Below are 14,564 nucleotides of genomic sequence, written 5' to 3'. Positions count from 1 at the left end.
GCTAGGCCGCGGCTCCGAACAGGTGCGGGAGCACCGCGCGTTGCGGCGCAGCGGTGGCCGGCGGCGTCTCGATCCAGTGGAAACGGCCGGGTGGCGCACCGGCCGCAGCCTCCGCCGCAGCGGCACGGTCGGTCGTGCCGTCGATCAGGACGACGACACGCAACGGGCGCGGCGCGCGGGCGAGCGTCCCGAGCTCGAACACGCAGCCGGCGTTGCGGGCCTGGAAACCGCGCAGGTCCATCAGCACCACGTCGCTGCGCTGCACCAGGGCCCGCAACGCGTGCTGCCAGGTCGAGTCGTGGCAATAGCATTCGTTGACGCGGTAGCGGCGGTCCGCGTCGGGGGTCGCATCGAACGCGGCCAGGCGCAGCGGCACCTCGGCCGGCGTGCGGATGAAACGCGACGCGAGATCGCCGTCGAGGAACACGAACAGGTCGTCGGCGTCCAGCGTGCGGTCGGCCAGGTCGGTGCCGGCGATCAGCACGGTGGGACCGCTGAGGCGCCAGCGCTCGATGACGTGATCGAACAGCGCCTGCACCTGCGCGTCGTGCTGGAACACGCGGAGCACCAGCAGGGTCGGCGGATGGGCCGGCGCGGCCTGCGTGCGCGTGTAGAGCGCCATGGCCAGCGGCACCCACACCAGCGGCAGCAGCATCGCGATACCGGCCACGCCGGCATGGCTCGCCACCGACAGCGCCTGCAGCAGCTGCGAAATCGCCCAGATCGAGCCGAACATCACCATCAGGTCGGACAGCTGCCTGCGCGCGTAGGCCCGCGCCAGCCCGCGTCCGAGCCGCTGCACCGGCCACCAGGCGAGCAGCCACGGCAGCAGCGCGAACAGCGCGATCACCGCCGGCGCGCCGAGCCAGCCCGGCAGGCTCGCGATCCAGGGAGAGCGCCGCTCGACGAGCAGCGCGAGCACATCGACGCCAGCCATGGAGACCCACATCAGCAGCATGAACAGCGGCAGCAGCCACGGGGCGGCCGCGCGCGTGGCGCTGTGGCCGAAGATCAACGCGACGATCGCCAGGCCCGGACCGATCTCGACCGCGAGCGCCAGCAGCAGTTCGAGCGGGCGCGGCTCGATCGAACGCCACAGCATCACCGCAAAGCAGAACAGCACCCACAACGCGAGCGCGCCCAGCAGCCGCGGCCAGGACCAGCGGTGCATCAGCCCGATCGCCGGGATCACCGGCCACAGGTGCATCAGTGCCAGCACCGCCGCCCGCTTCGGTGCGAACGGTTCGCCGGGGAAGGCGAGCAACAGCCACAGCGTCGCACTGCTCGCGGCGATCAGCACCGACATCACGCCCAGCCAGACCGTGAGCCGCGCGGCGGCGCGGCGGTTGTCCGCGAACGATGCCGCGAACGGTGGCGACCACGTCCGCGCCGCTTCCGAGTCGCCGATCGGCGCCGCGCCATCGACGGCTGCGATGGCCGGTGCGCTCATCAGCCGGCGCATCGCGCTGCGGTAGCGGCGCGCCAGCGCCCACGCGCTGGCGCACGCCAGCAGCAAGGCAGCGAGCAGGATGAACGCGATCTGGGAAGTGGAGACGAGCATGAAGGCGCGGCGGAGGGCGCGCGCATCCTGGACCGCCCCCGGCAGCGCGTCAATCCCGCGCCGGGGCACGCTGCGATCAGTTCTCTTTCGCGGGCACCGGCGCGTCGTCTCGCGTGTGGGCGAGCCAGTCGGCCAGTTCGCCGGCGAGCGCCTCGCCGGCGTCCCGGCGGATCTCGACCGGCAGCACCGTGCCGCCGTCGAACAGCAACTGCAGGCGCACGCGGTCGCGGTGCTGCGAGCTGTCCTCGACGCCGACGGCGAAGCACTCCAGCGCCGGCTCCATCGTGTCTCGCGAGCGGCGCGCACGCGCCGTGGTCTGCAGCAGCGAGATCGCCACCGCGGCGGCGAGTTCGGTGGTGATCGCGATCTCGAGCGGCGAGCGCGTGTCGCCGCTGCGCGCCTGCCCGGTCACGATGATGGCGGCGCCGTCGGCGGCCGGCTGCACGTCGTGCACCGCGGCGATCGCCACGCTCAACGGCGTCGGTTCGCTCGCGCTCATGATGGTCTGCCTTCTGATCCCATGAGCGCAATTCTTCGCGTGTCGCGCCGTGGCGGGAATCCGGCGGTGGCGCATTTGCGGGTAGGTCGCGTCCGACGGCGCGGACCGCTTGCCTCAGCGCCGCTCGACGATGACCGGCACCAGCTGCAGCGCCCCGCGCACGCGCTCGGCCACGGTGCGCGCCTCGTCGCGGCGCGGGTACGGGCCGGCCTGCAGACGGAACACCGACGCGTCGTCGAACACCGCGAGCAACGGCGACAGCCAGTCGAGTTCGGCGGCGACGCGCCGCTGGAAACCCTCGGCCCCGTCGCGGGCGCGGAAGGCGCCGAGCTGCACCCAGAACCCGCGCGCCGGCACCGTGTAGGCGCGGGCGTCCGGTGCATCGGCCACCGGCGGCAGCGGTCCGGTGCTCGCGACCGGCGTCACCGCCGCGTCGGGAACGGCCACCGCGGGCATCGGCGGCGACGCATCGGCCGCGACGGCCGCGACGCCCGCAGAGGGCGCAGCAGCCGGCGGGGGCACGTCGGCGGCCAGCACCGGTTCGCCCTCGCGACCACGCCGCCATGCCCCGGTCCGGATGTCGTCGAACGTGATCCGCTGCAGCTCCACCGGCGCGACACCACGCAACAGGTCGAGCTTCAAGGCCGCGGTGTAGCTGAGGTCGACGATGCGGGTCGAGTGGAACGGCCCGCGGTCGTTGATCCGCACGACGATCTCGCGCCCGTTGGCCGGGTTGCGGATGCGCGCATAACTCGGAATCGGCAACGTCGGGTGCGCCGCCGTCATCGCGTACATGTTGTAGATCTCGCCGCTGGCGGTGCGCCGACCGTGGAACTTGCGGCCGTACCAGGACGCCAGGCCGCGTTCGGTGAACGGCGCGTCCTGGGTGATGGGCACGTAGCTCCTGCCGAGCAGTTCGTAGGGCTTGTTCGGGCCGCCGCTGCGGATCGGCTCCAGGCGCGGCTCGGCATCGGGCACACGCGCGAGGTCGGGCGGCGGATTCGCCTCCGGGCCGTCGCGGTCGGACGGGAGCGCGGGCCGCGCCGGGACGCCGCCCGGCGAGGGCGCCGGTCGCGTGGCACAGCCCGCCAGCCAGATCGCCAGCAGCACCGCGCACCACGGGCCCACGGCGCGCCAGCGCGACCGGGCGCGATGCGGCAGGGACGTCGTCATCACGCCGGTGGGCGCCGCATCCGGAACAGCTGCTCCGGCCCGATCTCGAAGTAGTCGGCCGGTCCACCGGCACGCAGGATCGGCCGCGCCGCGGCGGTGTCGTAGACGCCGTTCTTCAACAGCGCCTTGTCGATGTGCACCGCGACGACCTCGCCGAGCGTCAGCCACGTCGGCACCGGCGTGCCGTCCACGCCCTGCAGCTGCACGATCTGCGTCACCCGGCATTCGAACGACACCGGGCTCTCGGCCACGCGCGGCACCGCGATCAACCGCGACGGTGCCGGCGTGAGGCCGGCGAGCTCGAACTCGTTGACCTCCGGCGGCACCGGCGCGCAGCTCGCGTTCATGCGCTCGGCGAGCGGCCGGGTCGCGAGGTTCCACACGAACTCGCGCGTCGCCTGGACGTTGTGCAGCGTGTCCTTCGCGCCGATGCTGGCGAAGCCGACGATCGGCGGCACGTAGTTGAAGGCGTTGAAGAAGCTGTACGGCGCCAGGTTCAGCGCACCGGTCGCGTTCATCGACGAGATCCAGCCGATCGGCCGCGGCCCGACGATCGCGTTGAACGGGTCGTGCGGCAGGCCGTGGCCCAGCCGCGGTTCGTAGAAGTGGGTGTCGGAACTCATGCGCGCACTGTAGGCGTTGTGGCGGCTCGTTGCTCGACGACCCGGTTTGGCGCGACACGGCCGACCCTTGCCGCAACCTGCGTGGCAGACTCGGAGCATGTCCATTGCCGCCCTGCACGTGCTGTCGGTCATCCCGCCGATGACGCAGCTGAACACGCCCTACCCGTCGACCGCCTACCTGACCGGCTTCCTGCGCTCGCGCGGCGTCGACGCGGTGCAGGAAGATCTCGCGCTGGCGCTCGTGCTGCAGCTGTTCTCGGTCGGCGGGCTGACGCAGTTGCGCGCGGCGATCGATGCACTGCCGGCGCGCACGCCGGGGCTCGACGCGTTCGTGGCCCAGTTCGAGCGCTATCTCGCGACGATCACGCCGACGATCGCGTTCCTGCAGGGTCGCGACCCGACGATCGGCCACCGCATCGCCGGCCGCGCCTTCCTGCCCGAGGGAATGCGTTTCGACTCGCTCGATGCCTACATCGCCGAGGACGGCGAGGACCCGCTCGCCTGGGCGTTCGGCGCGCTCGGCATGCAGGACCGCGCACGGCACCTCGCGACGCTCTACCTGAACGACATCGCCGACGTGCTGCGCGATGCGGTCGACCCGCGCTTCGAGTTCGTGCGCTATGCCGAATCGCTGGCGCAGAGCCAGCCGACCTTCGAGCCGCTCGCCGCCGCGCTCGCCGCGCCGCTGAACCTGGTCGACCGCACGCTGGTCGATCTGACACGGGACGCGCTGCAGCGCCACGCGCCGCGCGTCGTGCTGGTCTCGGTGCCGTTCCCGGGTTCGGTCTACGCGGCGTTCCGGATCGCGCAGGCGGTCAAGGCGCACGACCCGACGATCGTCACCGTGCTCGGTGGCGGCTTCGTCAACACCGAACTGCGCGAGCTGACCGAGCCGCGCGTGTTCGACCACTTCGACTACGTCACGCTCGACGCCGGCGAGCGGCCGCTGCTCGCGCTGCTCGAGCATCTGCAAGGCAGGCGCTCGTCGCAGCGACTTGTTCGCACCTTCGTGCGCGATGCCCAGACGCAAGCCGTGCGCTACGTCAACCTCGTCGAGCCCGACATCGCCTTTGCGGATGTCGGCACGCCGACCTGGGACGGCTTGCCGCTCGACCGCTACCTGTCGCTGCTCGACATGCTGAACCCGATGCACCGGCTCTGGTCCGACGGGCGCTGGAACAAGCTCACCGTCGCGCAGGGCTGCTACTGGAAGAAGTGCAGCTTCTGCGACGTGAGCCTGGACTACATCTCGCGCTACGAGGGCGCGTCGGCCGCCACACTCGTCGACCGGATCGAGGCGATCGTGCAGGAGACCGGCCAGACCGGCTTCCACTTCGTCGACGAGGCCGCGCCGCCGAAGGCGCTGAAGACGCTCGCCGCCGAGCTGCAGCGGCGGCAGCTCTCGATCTCGTGGTGGGGCAACATCCGTTTCGAGAAGTCGTTCAGTCCCGGGCTGTGCCAGCAGCTCGCGGACAGCGGCTGCATCGCCATCTCCGGCGGGCTGGAAGTGGCGTCGGACCGCTTGCTGGACCTGATGAAGAAGGGTGTGTCGGTCGAGCAGGTCGCGCGCGTGACCAAGGGCTTCTCCGACGCCGGCATCCTGGTGCACGCGTACCTGATGTACGGCTTCCCGACGCAGACTGTGCAGGACACCGTCGACGCGCTCGAGTACGTGCGCCAGTTGTTCGAGGCGGGCTGCATCCAGTCCGGGTTCTTCCACCGGTTCGCCTGCACGGTGCACTCGCCGGTGGGCCAGAACCCCTCCGACTACGGCGTGACGCTGCAGCCGCTGCCGCCGGTCAGCTTCGCGAAGAACGACATCGGCTTCATCGACCCCACCGGCACCGATCACGACGCGCTCGGCGTCGGGCTGAAGAAGGCGCTTTACAACTACATGCACGGGATCGGCCTCGACGAGGACGTGCGCCAGTGGTTCGACTTCCGGGTGCCCAAGACCAAGGTGCACAGACACAGGATCTCTCGCGCCCTGGCGCTCGCGGCAGCGTGACATCAGCCGCGCCGCCGGCTCGGGGTTGACCGCGCTGGCCGCGAGCGCCTGCATCCGCTATCTTCCTCGACAGGGTCACCGATGGCCCGACACCACGAGGAGCGTTTGACATGCAATTGGGCACCTACCTGTTTTTCGACGGCCGCTGCGAAGAGGCCGCCGCGTTCTACGAGAAGGCGATCGGCGCCGAGACCGAATACATGATGCGCTACAGCGACAGCCCGGATCCGCACCCGCCGGGCATGGTGCCGCCCGGCTTCGAGAACAAGGTGATGCACATGACGCTGAAGATCGGCGACCACTCGGTGATGGCCGCCGACGATTGCACCGGTCACCCCAGGTTCCAGGGCTTCTCGCTGTCGCTCGCGGTCAAGGACGAAGCGGAGGCCGAGCGCGTGTTCGGTGCGCTCGGCGACGGCGGCCAGGTGACGATGCCGCTGACCAAGACCTTCTTCGCGCCGAAGTTCGGCATGCTCACCGACCGCTTCGGCATCGGCTGGATGGTGATGGTCGGGGACGGTTCGTGATCAAGGCCCTGGCGCTCGTCATCGTCGCGCTGGTCGCCGGCGTGCTGATCTTCGCGACCACCAAGCCGGACACCTTCTCGGTCCAGCGATCGGCCACGATCAAGGCACCGCCGGAGAAGATCTTCGCGGTGCTGAACGACTTCCACCGCTGGACCGAGTGGTCGCCCTGGGAAAAGCTCGACCCGGCGATGAAGCGCACGCTCGGCGGCGCACCCGCCGGCAAGGGCGCGACCTACGCCTGGGAAGGCAACGGCAAGGCCGGCGCGGGACGCATGGAGATCGTCGAGTCGGCGCCGGCGCGCCAGGTCGGCATCCAGCTCGATTTCATCAAGCCGTTCGAGGGCCACAACCGCACGGACTTCACGCTGACGCCGCAGGGCGACGCGACCCAGGTGAACTGGGTGATGAGCGGGCCCGCGCCGTTCGTCTCGAAACTGATGCAGGTGTTCGTCAGCATGGACGCGATGATCGGCAAGGACTTCGAGGAAGGGCTGGCGAACCTGAAGGCGTTGACGGAGAAGTAGGGACGGGTCAGTCGACCGGCCAGGGCATCGCCTTCGGCAGCGTCATCGGCTCGGGCTCGGTGGCCGGCGCCTTGGCAGTGGGTCGCGCGTCGACCTCGCGCCACCACGGCGTCACCGCCTCGGCGCGCGCCGGCTCGACGGCCTCGCCGAGCCGCGGCATCACGAGCTGCGCGTCGAACGCCGGTGCCAGCGCGAGCAGCGTCTCTGCCGGCGCGTCCCAGTCGTGCACCGCAAGCGCAAACGTGCCCCAGTGCACCGGCAGGAACGCGCCGCCGCCGAGCAGCTTGTAGGCTTCGAGCGCGTTCTCGGGGCCGAGGTGGATGTCGCCCCACGAGGGGTGGAACGCGCCGACCTCGAGCATCACCAGGTCAAACGGGCCGAGCCGCTCGCGGATCGTCGCGTACTCGCTGGTCAGGCCGGTGTCGCCGCTGAAGAAGACCGAATGCTTCGCGGTGCGGATCGCGAGCGACGACCACAGCGTCGCGTTCCGGTCCTTCAACCCACGGCCCGAGAAGTGCTGCGATGGCGCGGCGGTGATCGTCAGCTCCGAATCCGGCAGCGTGTGCGACTCCCACCAGTCCAGCTCGGTGATGCGCTCCGGCGCGACACCGAAGGCCTCCAGGTGCGCGCCGACGCCGAGCGAGGTGACGAAGGGCACGCCCATGCGCGCGAGCTCCTGGATCGTCGGGTAGTCGAGGTGGTCGTAGTGGTCGTGCGAGACCAGCACCAGGTCGACAGGCGGCAAGGCCCGCAGCGCGATCGGCACCGGCTGGAAGCGCTTTGGCCCGGCGATGCGCGACGGCGACGCGCGCGGGCCCCAGACCGGATCGGTCAGCACGCGGTGGCCGCCGATCTCGATCAGCACGGTCGAATGGCCGAGCCAGGTCGCGCGCAGGCCGGTATCGGGCGGCTTGCGCCATCCGTCGAGCGGGTTCACGGACGGCAGCGGCGCCTTCGGCAGCCGGCGCGGGCCGCCGCAGAGGAACTCGCTCAGCGTCGGTTTGGGCGCCGCGGGGTCGCGCAGCCCGGGCGCGATCGGGTGCTGGTTGCGGAACGAATCGCCGGTCCACAACGGGGACGCGCGCATGCGTTCCAGGCGGGCGCCGTCGGGCTTCTTGCCGAGTGATTTCATGGGTCGATGAGCGGGTGCCAGGTCAGCCCGCACGATACGCCGCTCGCCGCGCACGCGCCGGGCATGGCAAGATGCAGCCATGGGACAAGGCTTCGGAATCGAATCGCACGGTGCGCATCGCCACGGCGCGCACCGCCCTCCGGCCCGCTATCTGGTCGTGATCGACGCCGGCGGCGAACAAATCGCCCGCCTGTTCGACGCGCATCGCGCGCTGGTGGCCGAGTTCGACGCGGGCACCGAAGAGGTGGCGGTGATGGCCAAGGGCCTTGCGCCGCAGAACGGCGCCGATGCGGCCGAGTGGGACCAGGCCCTGGCCAGCCACAGCGCGCGCGAGCGCGCCTCGGCCGACATCTACCTGCTGGATCTCTAGCCCGTCAGACGCGCTCGACGACGAGCGCGATGCCCTGGCCGACACCGATGCACATCGTGCACAGCGCGTAGCGGCCGTTGATCCTGTGGAGCTGGTTGATCGCCGTGGTCACCAGCCGCGCGCCGCTGGCGCCGAGCGGGTGGCCGAGCGCGATCGCGCCGCCGTTCGGGTTGACGCGCGCGTCGTCGTCGTTGAGCCCGAGATCGCGCAGCACCGCCAGGCCCTGTGCCGCGAACGCCTCGTTCAGTTCGATCACGTCCATCTGCGCGAGCGACAAGCCGGTGAGTTCGAGCACCTTGCGCGTCGCCGGTGCCGGGCCGAAGCCCATGATGCGCGGCGCGACGCCCGCCACCGCCATGCCGACGACCCGCGCCTTCGGCGTCAGGCCGTGCTTCGCGGCGGCCGACTCGCTGGCGAGCAGCAGCGCGCACGAACCGTCGTTGACGCCCGAGGCGTTGCCGGCCGTCACGGTGCCGTCGGGCTTGACGACGCCCTTGAGCTTGGCCAGCGCTTCGAGCGACGTTTCACGCGGGTGCTCGTCCTTCGTCACCTGGATCGGATCGCCCTTCTTCTGGGCGACACTGACCGGCGTGATCTCGGCGTCGAAGAAGCCGCTCTTCTGCGCCGCCACCGCCTTGAGCTGCGAGGCCAGCGCCATGCGGTCCTGCGCCTCGCGCTCGATCCTGAAATCGGTCGCGACGTTCTCGGCCGTCTCGGGCATCGAGTCGACGCCGTGCATCTGCTTCATCAGCTTGTTGACGAAGCGCCAGCCGATCGTCGTGTCGTAGACCGCGTTGGCGCGGCTGAACGCGCTCTCGGCCTTGGGCATCACGAACGGCGCGCGGCTCATGCTCTCGACGCCGCCGGCGATCATCAGCTGCGCCTCGCCGGCCTTGATCGCGCGCGCCGCGGTGCCGACCGCGTCCATGCCCGAGCCGCACAGGCGGTTCATCGTCGTGCCGGCCACGTCCAGCGGCAGCCCGGCGAGCAGCGCGGCCATGCGCGCGACGTTGCGGTTGTCCTCGCCGGCCTGGTTGGCGCAGCCGTAGACCACGTCGGCGACCTGCGTCCAGTCGACGTTCGGGTTGCGCGCCATCAGCGCCTTGATAGGGACCGCGGCCAGGTCGTCGGTGCGCACCGACGACAGCGCGCCGCCGTAGCGGCCGAAGGGTGTGCGGATTGCATCGCAGATGAAAGCTTGGGTCATGTTTTCGTCTCCAGTGTCAAGGTCACGCGATCAGCGGCACGCCGCTGAGCTTCTGCAATTCGTCGTGCGACAGGCCCGAGGTGTTCTCGACCACCTTGAGCCCCTGCGGCGTCACGTCGATCACCGCGAGGTCGGTGTAGACGCGGCTGACGCAGCCGATGCCGGTGAGCGGGTAGCTGCAGGTCGCGACCAGCTTGCTCTCGCCCTGCTTGGTCAGGTGCTCCATCATCACGAAGGTGCGCTTGGCACCGATCGCCAGGTCCATCGCGCCGCCGACCGCGGGGATCGCGTCGGCGCCGCCGGTGTGCCAGTTCGCCAGGTCGCCGGTGGCCGAGACCTGGAACGCGCCGAGCACGCAGATGTCGAGGTGGCCGCCGCGCATCATCGCGAAGCTGTCGGCGTGGTGGAAGAACGCGCCGCCGGGCAGCAGCGTGACCGGCTGCTTGCCGGCGTTGATCAGGTCGTAGTCTTCCTCGCCCGCGGCCGGGGCCGGGCCCATCCCGAGCAGGCCGTTCTCGCTGTGCAGGAAGATCTCGCGCTCCTTCGGCAGGTGGTTGGCCACCAGCGTGGGCAGGCCGATGCCGAGGTTGACGTACGAGCCTTCGGGGATGTCGCGGGCGACGCGCGCCGCCATCTGGTCACGGTTGAGCTTGTTCATTGTTTACGCCGCCTGCTTGAAACCGGCCGCAGCGGTCGCGGTGCGCGCGATCTTGACGACCCGCTGCACGAAGATGCCCGGCGTCACGATGTGCTCGGGGTCGAGCTCGCCGAGCGCGACGAACTCGTGGACCGACGCGACGGTGACCTTGGCCGCCATCGCCATGATCGGCCCGAAGTTGCGCGCGGTCTTGCGGTAGGTCAGGTTGCCCCAGCGGTCGCCGCGCTCGGCCTTGATCAGCGCCAGGTCGGCGTGGATCGGCGATTCGAGCACGTACATGCGGCCGCCGATTTCGCGCGTCTCCTTGCCCTTGGCCAGGTCGGTGCCGTAGCCGGTCGGCGTGAAGAAGCCGCCGATGCCGGCGCCGGCGGCGCGGATGCGCTCGGCGAGGTTGCCTTGCGGCACGAGTTCGAGTTCCAGCTTGCCGCTGCGATAGAGGCCGTCGAACACCTGCGAATCGGCCTGGCGCGGGAACGAGCAGATGATCTTGCGCACCCGCCCGGCCTTCAGCAGCGCCGCCAGCCCGGTCTCGCCGTTGCCGGCGTTGTTGTTGACGATGACCAGGTCCTTCGCGCCCTGCGCGATCAGCGCGTCGATCAGTTCGTTCGGCTGGCCGGCGCCGCCGAAGCCACCGATCATCACGGTGGCGCCGTCCGGCGTGCCGGCGACCGCGTCGGCGACGGACGCGACTTGCTTGTCGATCATGGGTGCAGCTCCGCGCCGGCGTCCGGCTCTGTGGCGAGAGCCCAAGAATAGCCGGTCCGCTCAGCCCTGCCCGAGCTGTGCGCGCGCCGCGCCGGCGATCAGCCCGCGCAGCCAGCGGTGCGCCGGCGCGTGGTGCGCGCGCTCATGCCACAGCTGGTAGAAGCGCATGGTCGGGAAGCCGGCCGGCGCGGCCAGCAGCACCAGCGGCAGCAGCGCGGTGAACGGTTCGGCGAAGTGGCGCGCGGTCGTGAACACCAGGTCGGTCTGCGCCACCACGTAGGGCGCCAGGCCGAAGTACGGCACCGCCACGCGGCCGTCGCGGGCCAGGCCGTGGCGCGCGAGGTGGGTCTCGACGACGCCGCGGTTCAGGCTCGAGTAGCGCATCGGCACCACGTGCTGCGCGCCGAGATAGCGCGCCTCGGTCAGCTCGCCCTCGGCCAGCGGGTGGCCGCGGCGCACCAGGCAGACCAGCTCGTCCTCCATCAGCAGCGAGAGATGCAGCCGCTCGGGCGGCTCGGGCCAGTTGCCGATGATCACGTCGAGCCGGTCTTCGGCCAGGGCGCGTTCTGAATCGAACTCGGGCCCCAGCGGGTGCAGTTCGATCCGGCAGTTCGGCGCTTCGCCGTGCAGGCGCCGCGTGACCTCGGCGAGCACCGCCGGCGCCAGGTAGTCGGGCGAGGCGACGCGAAAGGTCTGGGTCGAGGCCGCCGGGTCGAACGCCTCGCGCTCGGCCACCAGCGCACTCATCGCGTCCAGTGCGGTGCGTGCCTGCACCGCCAGCTGGACCGCGCGTGCGGTCGGCACCATGACGAGCTGGTCGCGCACCAGCAAGGGGTCGGCGAACACGGCGCGCAGGCGCTTGAGCGCGGCGCTGACCGCCGGCTGCGTCTGCGACAGGCGCCGCGCGGCCCGCGAGACGCTGCACTCGTCGACCAGCACGCAGAGCACGCGCAGCAGGTAGCCGTCGAGTTGGTCCACGTTGCTGCGCGATGTCATGGCGAAGGGCGGCTCCCGGGGTCATGCGTTTGGCTGATGGACTCTATATCCGTTTCCGGGCTCGCGCGGCGCGCGATTCAGGCGGACAGTGGCGCACTCCTTGCACCTCGCAACCGGCCCCATCGTTGGAGAGATTCGCATGTCGACCCTTGAAGCCACGCCCCCGTCCGGCCTCGTCGCACCGACCCCGAGCGCGCTCGACGAGACCTACCGCGTCATCACCTGGCGCCTGATCCCGTTCCTGTTCGTGCTGTGGGTGCTGGCGTGGATCGACCGCGTCAACGTCGGCTTCGTGAAGCTGACGATGCTCGACGAGCTCAAGTGGAGCGAGACCGTCTACGGCCTGGGCGCGGGCATCTTCTTCCTCGGCTACTTCTTCTTCGAGGTGCCGTCGAACCTGCTGCTGCAGCGGATCGGCGCGCGCAAGACGATCACCCGGATCACGATGGGCTGGGGCGTCGTGTGCGTGCTGATGATGTTCACGACCACGCCCGGCATGTTCTATTTCCTGCGCTTCCTGATGGGCGTGTTCGAGGCCGGCTTCTATCCGGGGATCATCCTGTACCTGACCTACTGGTACCCGAGCGCGCGCCGCGCCAAGGCCTTCGGCATGTTCATGTCGGCCTCGGGCATCGCCGGCGTCATCGGCGGGCCGCTGGCGGGCACGGTGATGAACGGCATGCACGGCGTGAACGGCTGGTCGGGCTGGCAGTGGGTGTTCCTGATCGAGGGCATCCCGTCGATCATCGCGGCGGTCGTGACCTGGTTCTATCTGACCGACAAGCCGGCGCAGGCCAGCTGGCTCACGCCGGCCCAGCGCCAGCTGGTCGAGGACGATCTGGCGCGCGACGCCGCGGCGCTCGGCCATCGCGAGGAAAGCCTGCTCGCCTCGCTGAAGAACGGGCGCCTCTGGCTGCTGATCCTGGTGTTCTTCTGCGTGATCGCGGCCAACTCGTCGTTGACGTTCTTCGGACCGTCGGTGGTCAAGGAAGTCGGGTTCTCGAACCCGGCCACGGTCGGCTGGATCATGTCGCTGTCCTACCTGTGCGGTGCGATCGGCATGGTCGTCAACGGCCTGCACTCCGACCACAGCAACGAGGCGCGGCTGCACTGCGCCATCGCGGCGGCGCTCGGTGCGGTCGGCCTGCTGCTGACGGCGCTGTTCATCAAGACCAGCCCGACGCTGGCGCTGGCCGCGCAGACGCTCGCGATCATCGGCACGATGAGCGCGATCCCGGTGTTCTGGCAGCTGCCGGGGCGCTTCCTGGCCGGCGCCGCGGCGGCCGGCGGCGTGGCGCTGATCAACTCGATCGCCAACCTCGCCGGCTTCGGCGCGCCGTTCATGCTGGGCGTGATCAAGACCCAGACCGGCGGCCTCGCACCCGGGCTGCTGATCGTGGCCGCGGTCGAGGTCTGCGTCACCGTGCTGATCCTGCTGTTCATCCCGCGCTTCGCGAAGAAGGTGCCGGCATGAGGTTCGACGACCTGGCGGCGCTGGACCGCCCCGCCTTCATGGCCGCGCTCGGCGACCTGTTCGAGCACTCGCCCTGGGTGGCCGAGGCGGCCTGGGGCCGGCGTCCGTTCGCGAGCGAGGCCGCGCTGCACGACGCGATGATGGCCGCGGTGCGCAGCGCGCCACTCGCGGTGCAGGTCGCGTTCCTGCGGCTGCACCCCGAGCTCGCCGGCAAGGAGGCCCAGGCCGGCACCATGACCGGGCACTCCACCTTCGAACAGGCCGGCCTGAACGCGCTGAGCCGCGACGAGGTCGACGAGCTGCGCCGCCTGAATGCCGCCTACGCCGAGCGGCACGGCTTCCCGTTCATCATCTCGGTGCTCGGCCACACCAAGCCGCAGATCTTCGCGGCGCTGCGCTCGCGCACCGAGCGCGACACCGAGACCGAACGCGAAGAGGCGCTCGCGCAAATCGCGCAGATCACCCGCCGTCGACTGAGCGCGCGTTTTGCCGCTGCCAGCTGAGCGCGTTTAGCTCCTTCCTGATCCTCCCCGCCCCCTCCACTCCGGAACACCCACCATGCTCGATCGACCGCTGACCCGCCGCTCCTTCCTGCCCGCCGGCCTTGCGCTCGGCGGCCTCGGCCTGCAACTGTCCCAGGCGCAGGCCGCCGACGCACCGGCCTCCGCACCGGGCGGGCTGACGGCCGCGCCGACATCGATGTCGGGGGTCTCGCCGCGCTTGACGGTGCACGCGATCGACTCGTTCCACGGCGTCACCGGGGCGGGGCTGAAGATGGACCTGTCGCGCTACGAGGGCGACAAGTGGGTGGTGCTGAAGCGCGTGCAGGCCCTGGCCGGCGGCCGGCCCGCCGACCCGCTGCTGCTCGACAGCGCCTACACGCCCGGCCGTTACGAGGTGCTGCTGCACCTGGACGACTACTTCGCGGCCATGGGTGCGAAGCTGCCGCAACCGTCGTTCCTCTCGAAGGTACCGCTGCGCTTCGTGATCGCCGACGCCTCGCAGCGCGTGCACCTGGCGGCGCTGTTCTCGCCCTGGGGCTACTCGTACTACCGCGGGTCCTGACCACAACCGATCGCGCCCTCGCACCCACCTCGAAGGAACACC

The 14,564-nt window shown here is 70.6% G+C and carries 16 protein-coding genes; 7 read left to right on the top strand and 9 right to left on the bottom strand.

What is annotated here, in order from left to right:
- Position 1 precedes the first annotated feature (1 nt).
- From ACWH49_RS11920 to ACWH49_RS11905, 4 genes are all read right to left on the bottom strand, one after another.
- The gene (locus ACWH49_RS11920) at positions 2 to 1,561 is read right to left on the bottom strand and encodes a hypothetical protein (RefSeq protein ID WP_448171665.1); all 1,560 of its coding nucleotides are present in this window, start codon (positions 1,559 to 1,561) and stop codon (positions 2 to 4) included.
- Between the two features lie 76 nt (positions 1,562 to 1,637).
- On the bottom strand, positions 1,638 to 2,060 hold the full coding sequence (locus ACWH49_RS11915; protein WP_448171664.1) for a hypothetical protein: 423 nt from the start codon (positions 2,058 to 2,060) through the stop codon (positions 1,638 to 1,640).
- Positions 2,061 to 2,174: 114 nt separating this feature from the next.
- Positions 2,175 to 3,233: a septal ring lytic transglycosylase RlpA family protein gene (locus ACWH49_RS11910; protein ID WP_448171663.1), complete on the bottom strand. Its 1,059-nt coding sequence runs from the start codon at positions 3,231 to 3,233 to the stop codon at positions 2,175 to 2,177.
- On the bottom strand, positions 3,233 to 3,856 hold the full coding sequence (locus ACWH49_RS11905) for a flavin reductase family protein (RefSeq protein WP_448171662.1): 624 nt from the start codon (positions 3,854 to 3,856) through the stop codon (positions 3,233 to 3,235). Before ACWH49_RS11905 ends, ACWH49_RS11910 begins: the two co-directional genes overlap by 1 nt.
- 97 nt (positions 3,857 to 3,953) lie before the next feature.
- Here ACWH49_RS11905 and ACWH49_RS11900 point away from each other — a divergent pair, with 97 nt between their 5' ends.
- The 3 genes from ACWH49_RS11900 to ACWH49_RS11890 all read left to right on the top strand — a co-directional run bounded on the left by ACWH49_RS11900 (position 3,954) and on the right by ACWH49_RS11890 (position 6,915).
- Complete coding sequence (locus tag ACWH49_RS11900) at positions 3,954 to 5,864, top strand: B12-binding domain-containing radical SAM protein (protein WP_448171661.1); 1,911 nt, start codon at positions 3,954 to 3,956, stop codon at positions 5,862 to 5,864.
- Positions 5,865 to 5,974: 110 nt separating this feature from the next.
- Positions 5,975 to 6,391: a VOC family protein gene (locus ACWH49_RS11895; RefSeq protein WP_056472603.1), complete on the top strand. Its 417-nt coding sequence runs from the start codon at positions 5,975 to 5,977 to the stop codon at positions 6,389 to 6,391.
- The gene (locus ACWH49_RS11890; RefSeq protein ID WP_448171660.1) at positions 6,388 to 6,915 is read left to right on the top strand and encodes an SRPBCC family protein; all 528 of its coding nucleotides are present in this window, start codon (positions 6,388 to 6,390) and stop codon (positions 6,913 to 6,915) included. The genes ACWH49_RS11895 and ACWH49_RS11890 overlap by 4 nt, the downstream gene beginning before the upstream one ends.
- Before the next feature lie 7 nt (positions 6,916 to 6,922).
- On the opposite strand, the gene ACWH49_RS11885 is transcribed toward ACWH49_RS11890, so the two are convergent.
- Complete coding sequence (locus tag ACWH49_RS11885) at positions 6,923 to 8,047, bottom strand: MBL fold metallo-hydrolase (protein WP_448171659.1); 1,125 nt, start codon at positions 8,045 to 8,047, stop codon at positions 6,923 to 6,925.
- A 79-nt stretch (positions 8,048 to 8,126) separates the two neighbouring features.
- Between ACWH49_RS11885 and ACWH49_RS11880 the strand changes: the two genes are divergently transcribed.
- On the top strand, positions 8,127 to 8,417 hold the full coding sequence (locus ACWH49_RS11880) for a hypothetical protein (RefSeq protein ID WP_448171658.1): 291 nt from the start codon (positions 8,127 to 8,129) through the stop codon (positions 8,415 to 8,417).
- 4 nt (positions 8,418 to 8,421) lie between these two features.
- Here the strand turns inward: ACWH49_RS11880 and pcaF are convergent, their stop codons facing one another.
- From pcaF to ACWH49_RS11860, 4 genes are read right to left on the bottom strand one after another with little or no spacing between them, the layout of a single operon-like run.
- Positions 8,422 to 9,624, bottom strand: coding sequence for a 3-oxoadipyl-CoA thiolase (gene pcaF / locus ACWH49_RS11875; RefSeq protein ID WP_448171657.1), 1,203 nt, complete (start codon positions 9,622 to 9,624; stop codon positions 8,422 to 8,424).
- Positions 9,625 to 9,646: 22 nt separating this feature from the next.
- A complete protein-coding gene (locus ACWH49_RS11870) occupies positions 9,647 to 10,282 on the bottom strand; it encodes a 3-oxoacid CoA-transferase subunit B (RefSeq protein ID WP_448171656.1) in 636 nt (211 codons plus the stop codon).
- Between the two features lie 3 nt (positions 10,283 to 10,285).
- Positions 10,286 to 10,987 (bottom strand): 3-oxoacid CoA-transferase subunit A, encoded by a 702-nt coding sequence (locus ACWH49_RS11865; protein WP_448171655.1) that lies wholly within the window; start codon positions 10,985 to 10,987, stop codon positions 10,286 to 10,288.
- Positions 10,988 to 11,047: 60 nt separating this feature from the next.
- Positions 11,048 to 11,983, bottom strand: a complete 936-nt coding sequence (locus tag ACWH49_RS11860) for a LysR family transcriptional regulator (RefSeq protein ID WP_448171654.1) — start codon at positions 11,981 to 11,983, stop codon at positions 11,048 to 11,050.
- 139 nt (positions 11,984 to 12,122) lie between these two features.
- On the opposite strand from ACWH49_RS11860, the gene ACWH49_RS11855 reads away from it, so the two are divergent.
- From ACWH49_RS11855 to ACWH49_RS11845, 3 genes are read left to right on the top strand one after another with little or no spacing between them, the layout of a single operon-like run.
- Complete coding sequence (locus tag ACWH49_RS11855) at positions 12,123 to 13,457, top strand: MFS transporter (protein ID WP_448171653.1); 1,335 nt, start codon at positions 12,123 to 12,125, stop codon at positions 13,455 to 13,457.
- Positions 13,454 to 13,960 (top strand): 2-oxo-4-hydroxy-4-carboxy-5-ureidoimidazoline decarboxylase, encoded by a 507-nt coding sequence (uraD, locus tag ACWH49_RS11850; protein ID WP_448171652.1) that lies wholly within the window; start codon positions 13,454 to 13,456, stop codon positions 13,958 to 13,960. The genes ACWH49_RS11855 and uraD overlap by 4 nt, the downstream gene beginning before the upstream one ends.
- A gap of 55 nt (positions 13,961 to 14,015) precedes the next feature.
- Positions 14,016 to 14,522, top strand: coding sequence for a hydroxyisourate hydrolase (locus ACWH49_RS11845; RefSeq protein ID WP_448171651.1), 507 nt, complete (start codon positions 14,016 to 14,018; stop codon positions 14,520 to 14,522).
- The last annotated feature ends 42 nt before the right edge of the window (positions 14,523 to 14,564 follow it).

It is taken from the genome of Rhizobacter fulvus, from assembly GCF_964020785.1.
This window is presented reverse-complemented; position numbering and strand designations above follow the sequence as displayed.

What these genes read in the sequence shown, in the direction of transcription:
- ACWH49_RS11845 (WP_448171651.1), top strand. Translation starts at nt 14,016, where the DNA reads ATGCTCGATCGACCGCTGACCCGCCGCTCCTTCCTGCCCGCCGGCCTT.
- ACWH49_RS11885 (WP_448171659.1), bottom strand. Translation starts at nt 8,047, where the DNA reads ATGAAATCACTCGGCAAGAAGCCCGACGGCGCCCGCCTGGAACGCATG.
- ACWH49_RS11915 (WP_448171664.1), bottom strand. Translation starts at nt 2,060, where the DNA reads ATGAGCGCGAGCGAACCGACGCCGTTGAGCGTGGCGATCGCCGCGGTG.
- ACWH49_RS11905 (WP_448171662.1), bottom strand. Translation starts at nt 3,856, where the DNA reads ATGAGTTCCGACACCCACTTCTACGAACCGCGGCTGGGCCACGGCCTG.
- ACWH49_RS11880 (WP_448171658.1), top strand. Translation starts at nt 8,127, where the DNA reads ATGGGACAAGGCTTCGGAATCGAATCGCACGGTGCGCATCGCCACGGC.
- ACWH49_RS11855 (WP_448171653.1), top strand. Translation starts at nt 12,123, where the DNA reads ATGTCGACCCTTGAAGCCACGCCCCCGTCCGGCCTCGTCGCACCGACC.
- ACWH49_RS11900 (WP_448171661.1), top strand. Translation starts at nt 3,954, where the DNA reads ATGTCCATTGCCGCCCTGCACGTGCTGTCGGTCATCCCGCCGATGACG.
- ACWH49_RS11860 (WP_448171654.1), bottom strand. Translation starts at nt 11,983, where the DNA reads ATGACATCGCGCAGCAACGTGGACCAACTCGACGGCTACCTGCTGCGC.
- ACWH49_RS11910 (WP_448171663.1), bottom strand. Translation starts at nt 3,233, where the DNA reads ATGACGACGTCCCTGCCGCATCGCGCCCGGTCGCGCTGGCGCGCCGTG.
- ACWH49_RS11920 (WP_448171665.1), bottom strand. Translation starts at nt 1,561, where the DNA reads ATGCTCGTCTCCACTTCCCAGATCGCGTTCATCCTGCTCGCTGCCTTG.
- uraD (WP_448171652.1), top strand. Translation starts at nt 13,454, where the DNA reads ATGAGGTTCGACGACCTGGCGGCGCTGGACCGCCCCGCCTTCATGGCC.
- ACWH49_RS11870 (WP_448171656.1), bottom strand. Translation starts at nt 10,282, where the DNA reads ATGAACAAGCTCAACCGTGACCAGATGGCGGCGCGCGTCGCCCGCGAC.
- pcaF (WP_448171657.1), bottom strand. Translation starts at nt 9,624, where the DNA reads ATGACCCAAGCTTTCATCTGCGATGCAATCCGCACACCCTTCGGCCGC.
- ACWH49_RS11895 (WP_056472603.1), top strand. Translation starts at nt 5,975, where the DNA reads ATGCAATTGGGCACCTACCTGTTTTTCGACGGCCGCTGCGAAGAGGCC.
- ACWH49_RS11865 (WP_448171655.1), bottom strand. Translation starts at nt 10,987, where the DNA reads ATGATCGACAAGCAAGTCGCGTCCGTCGCCGACGCGGTCGCCGGCACG.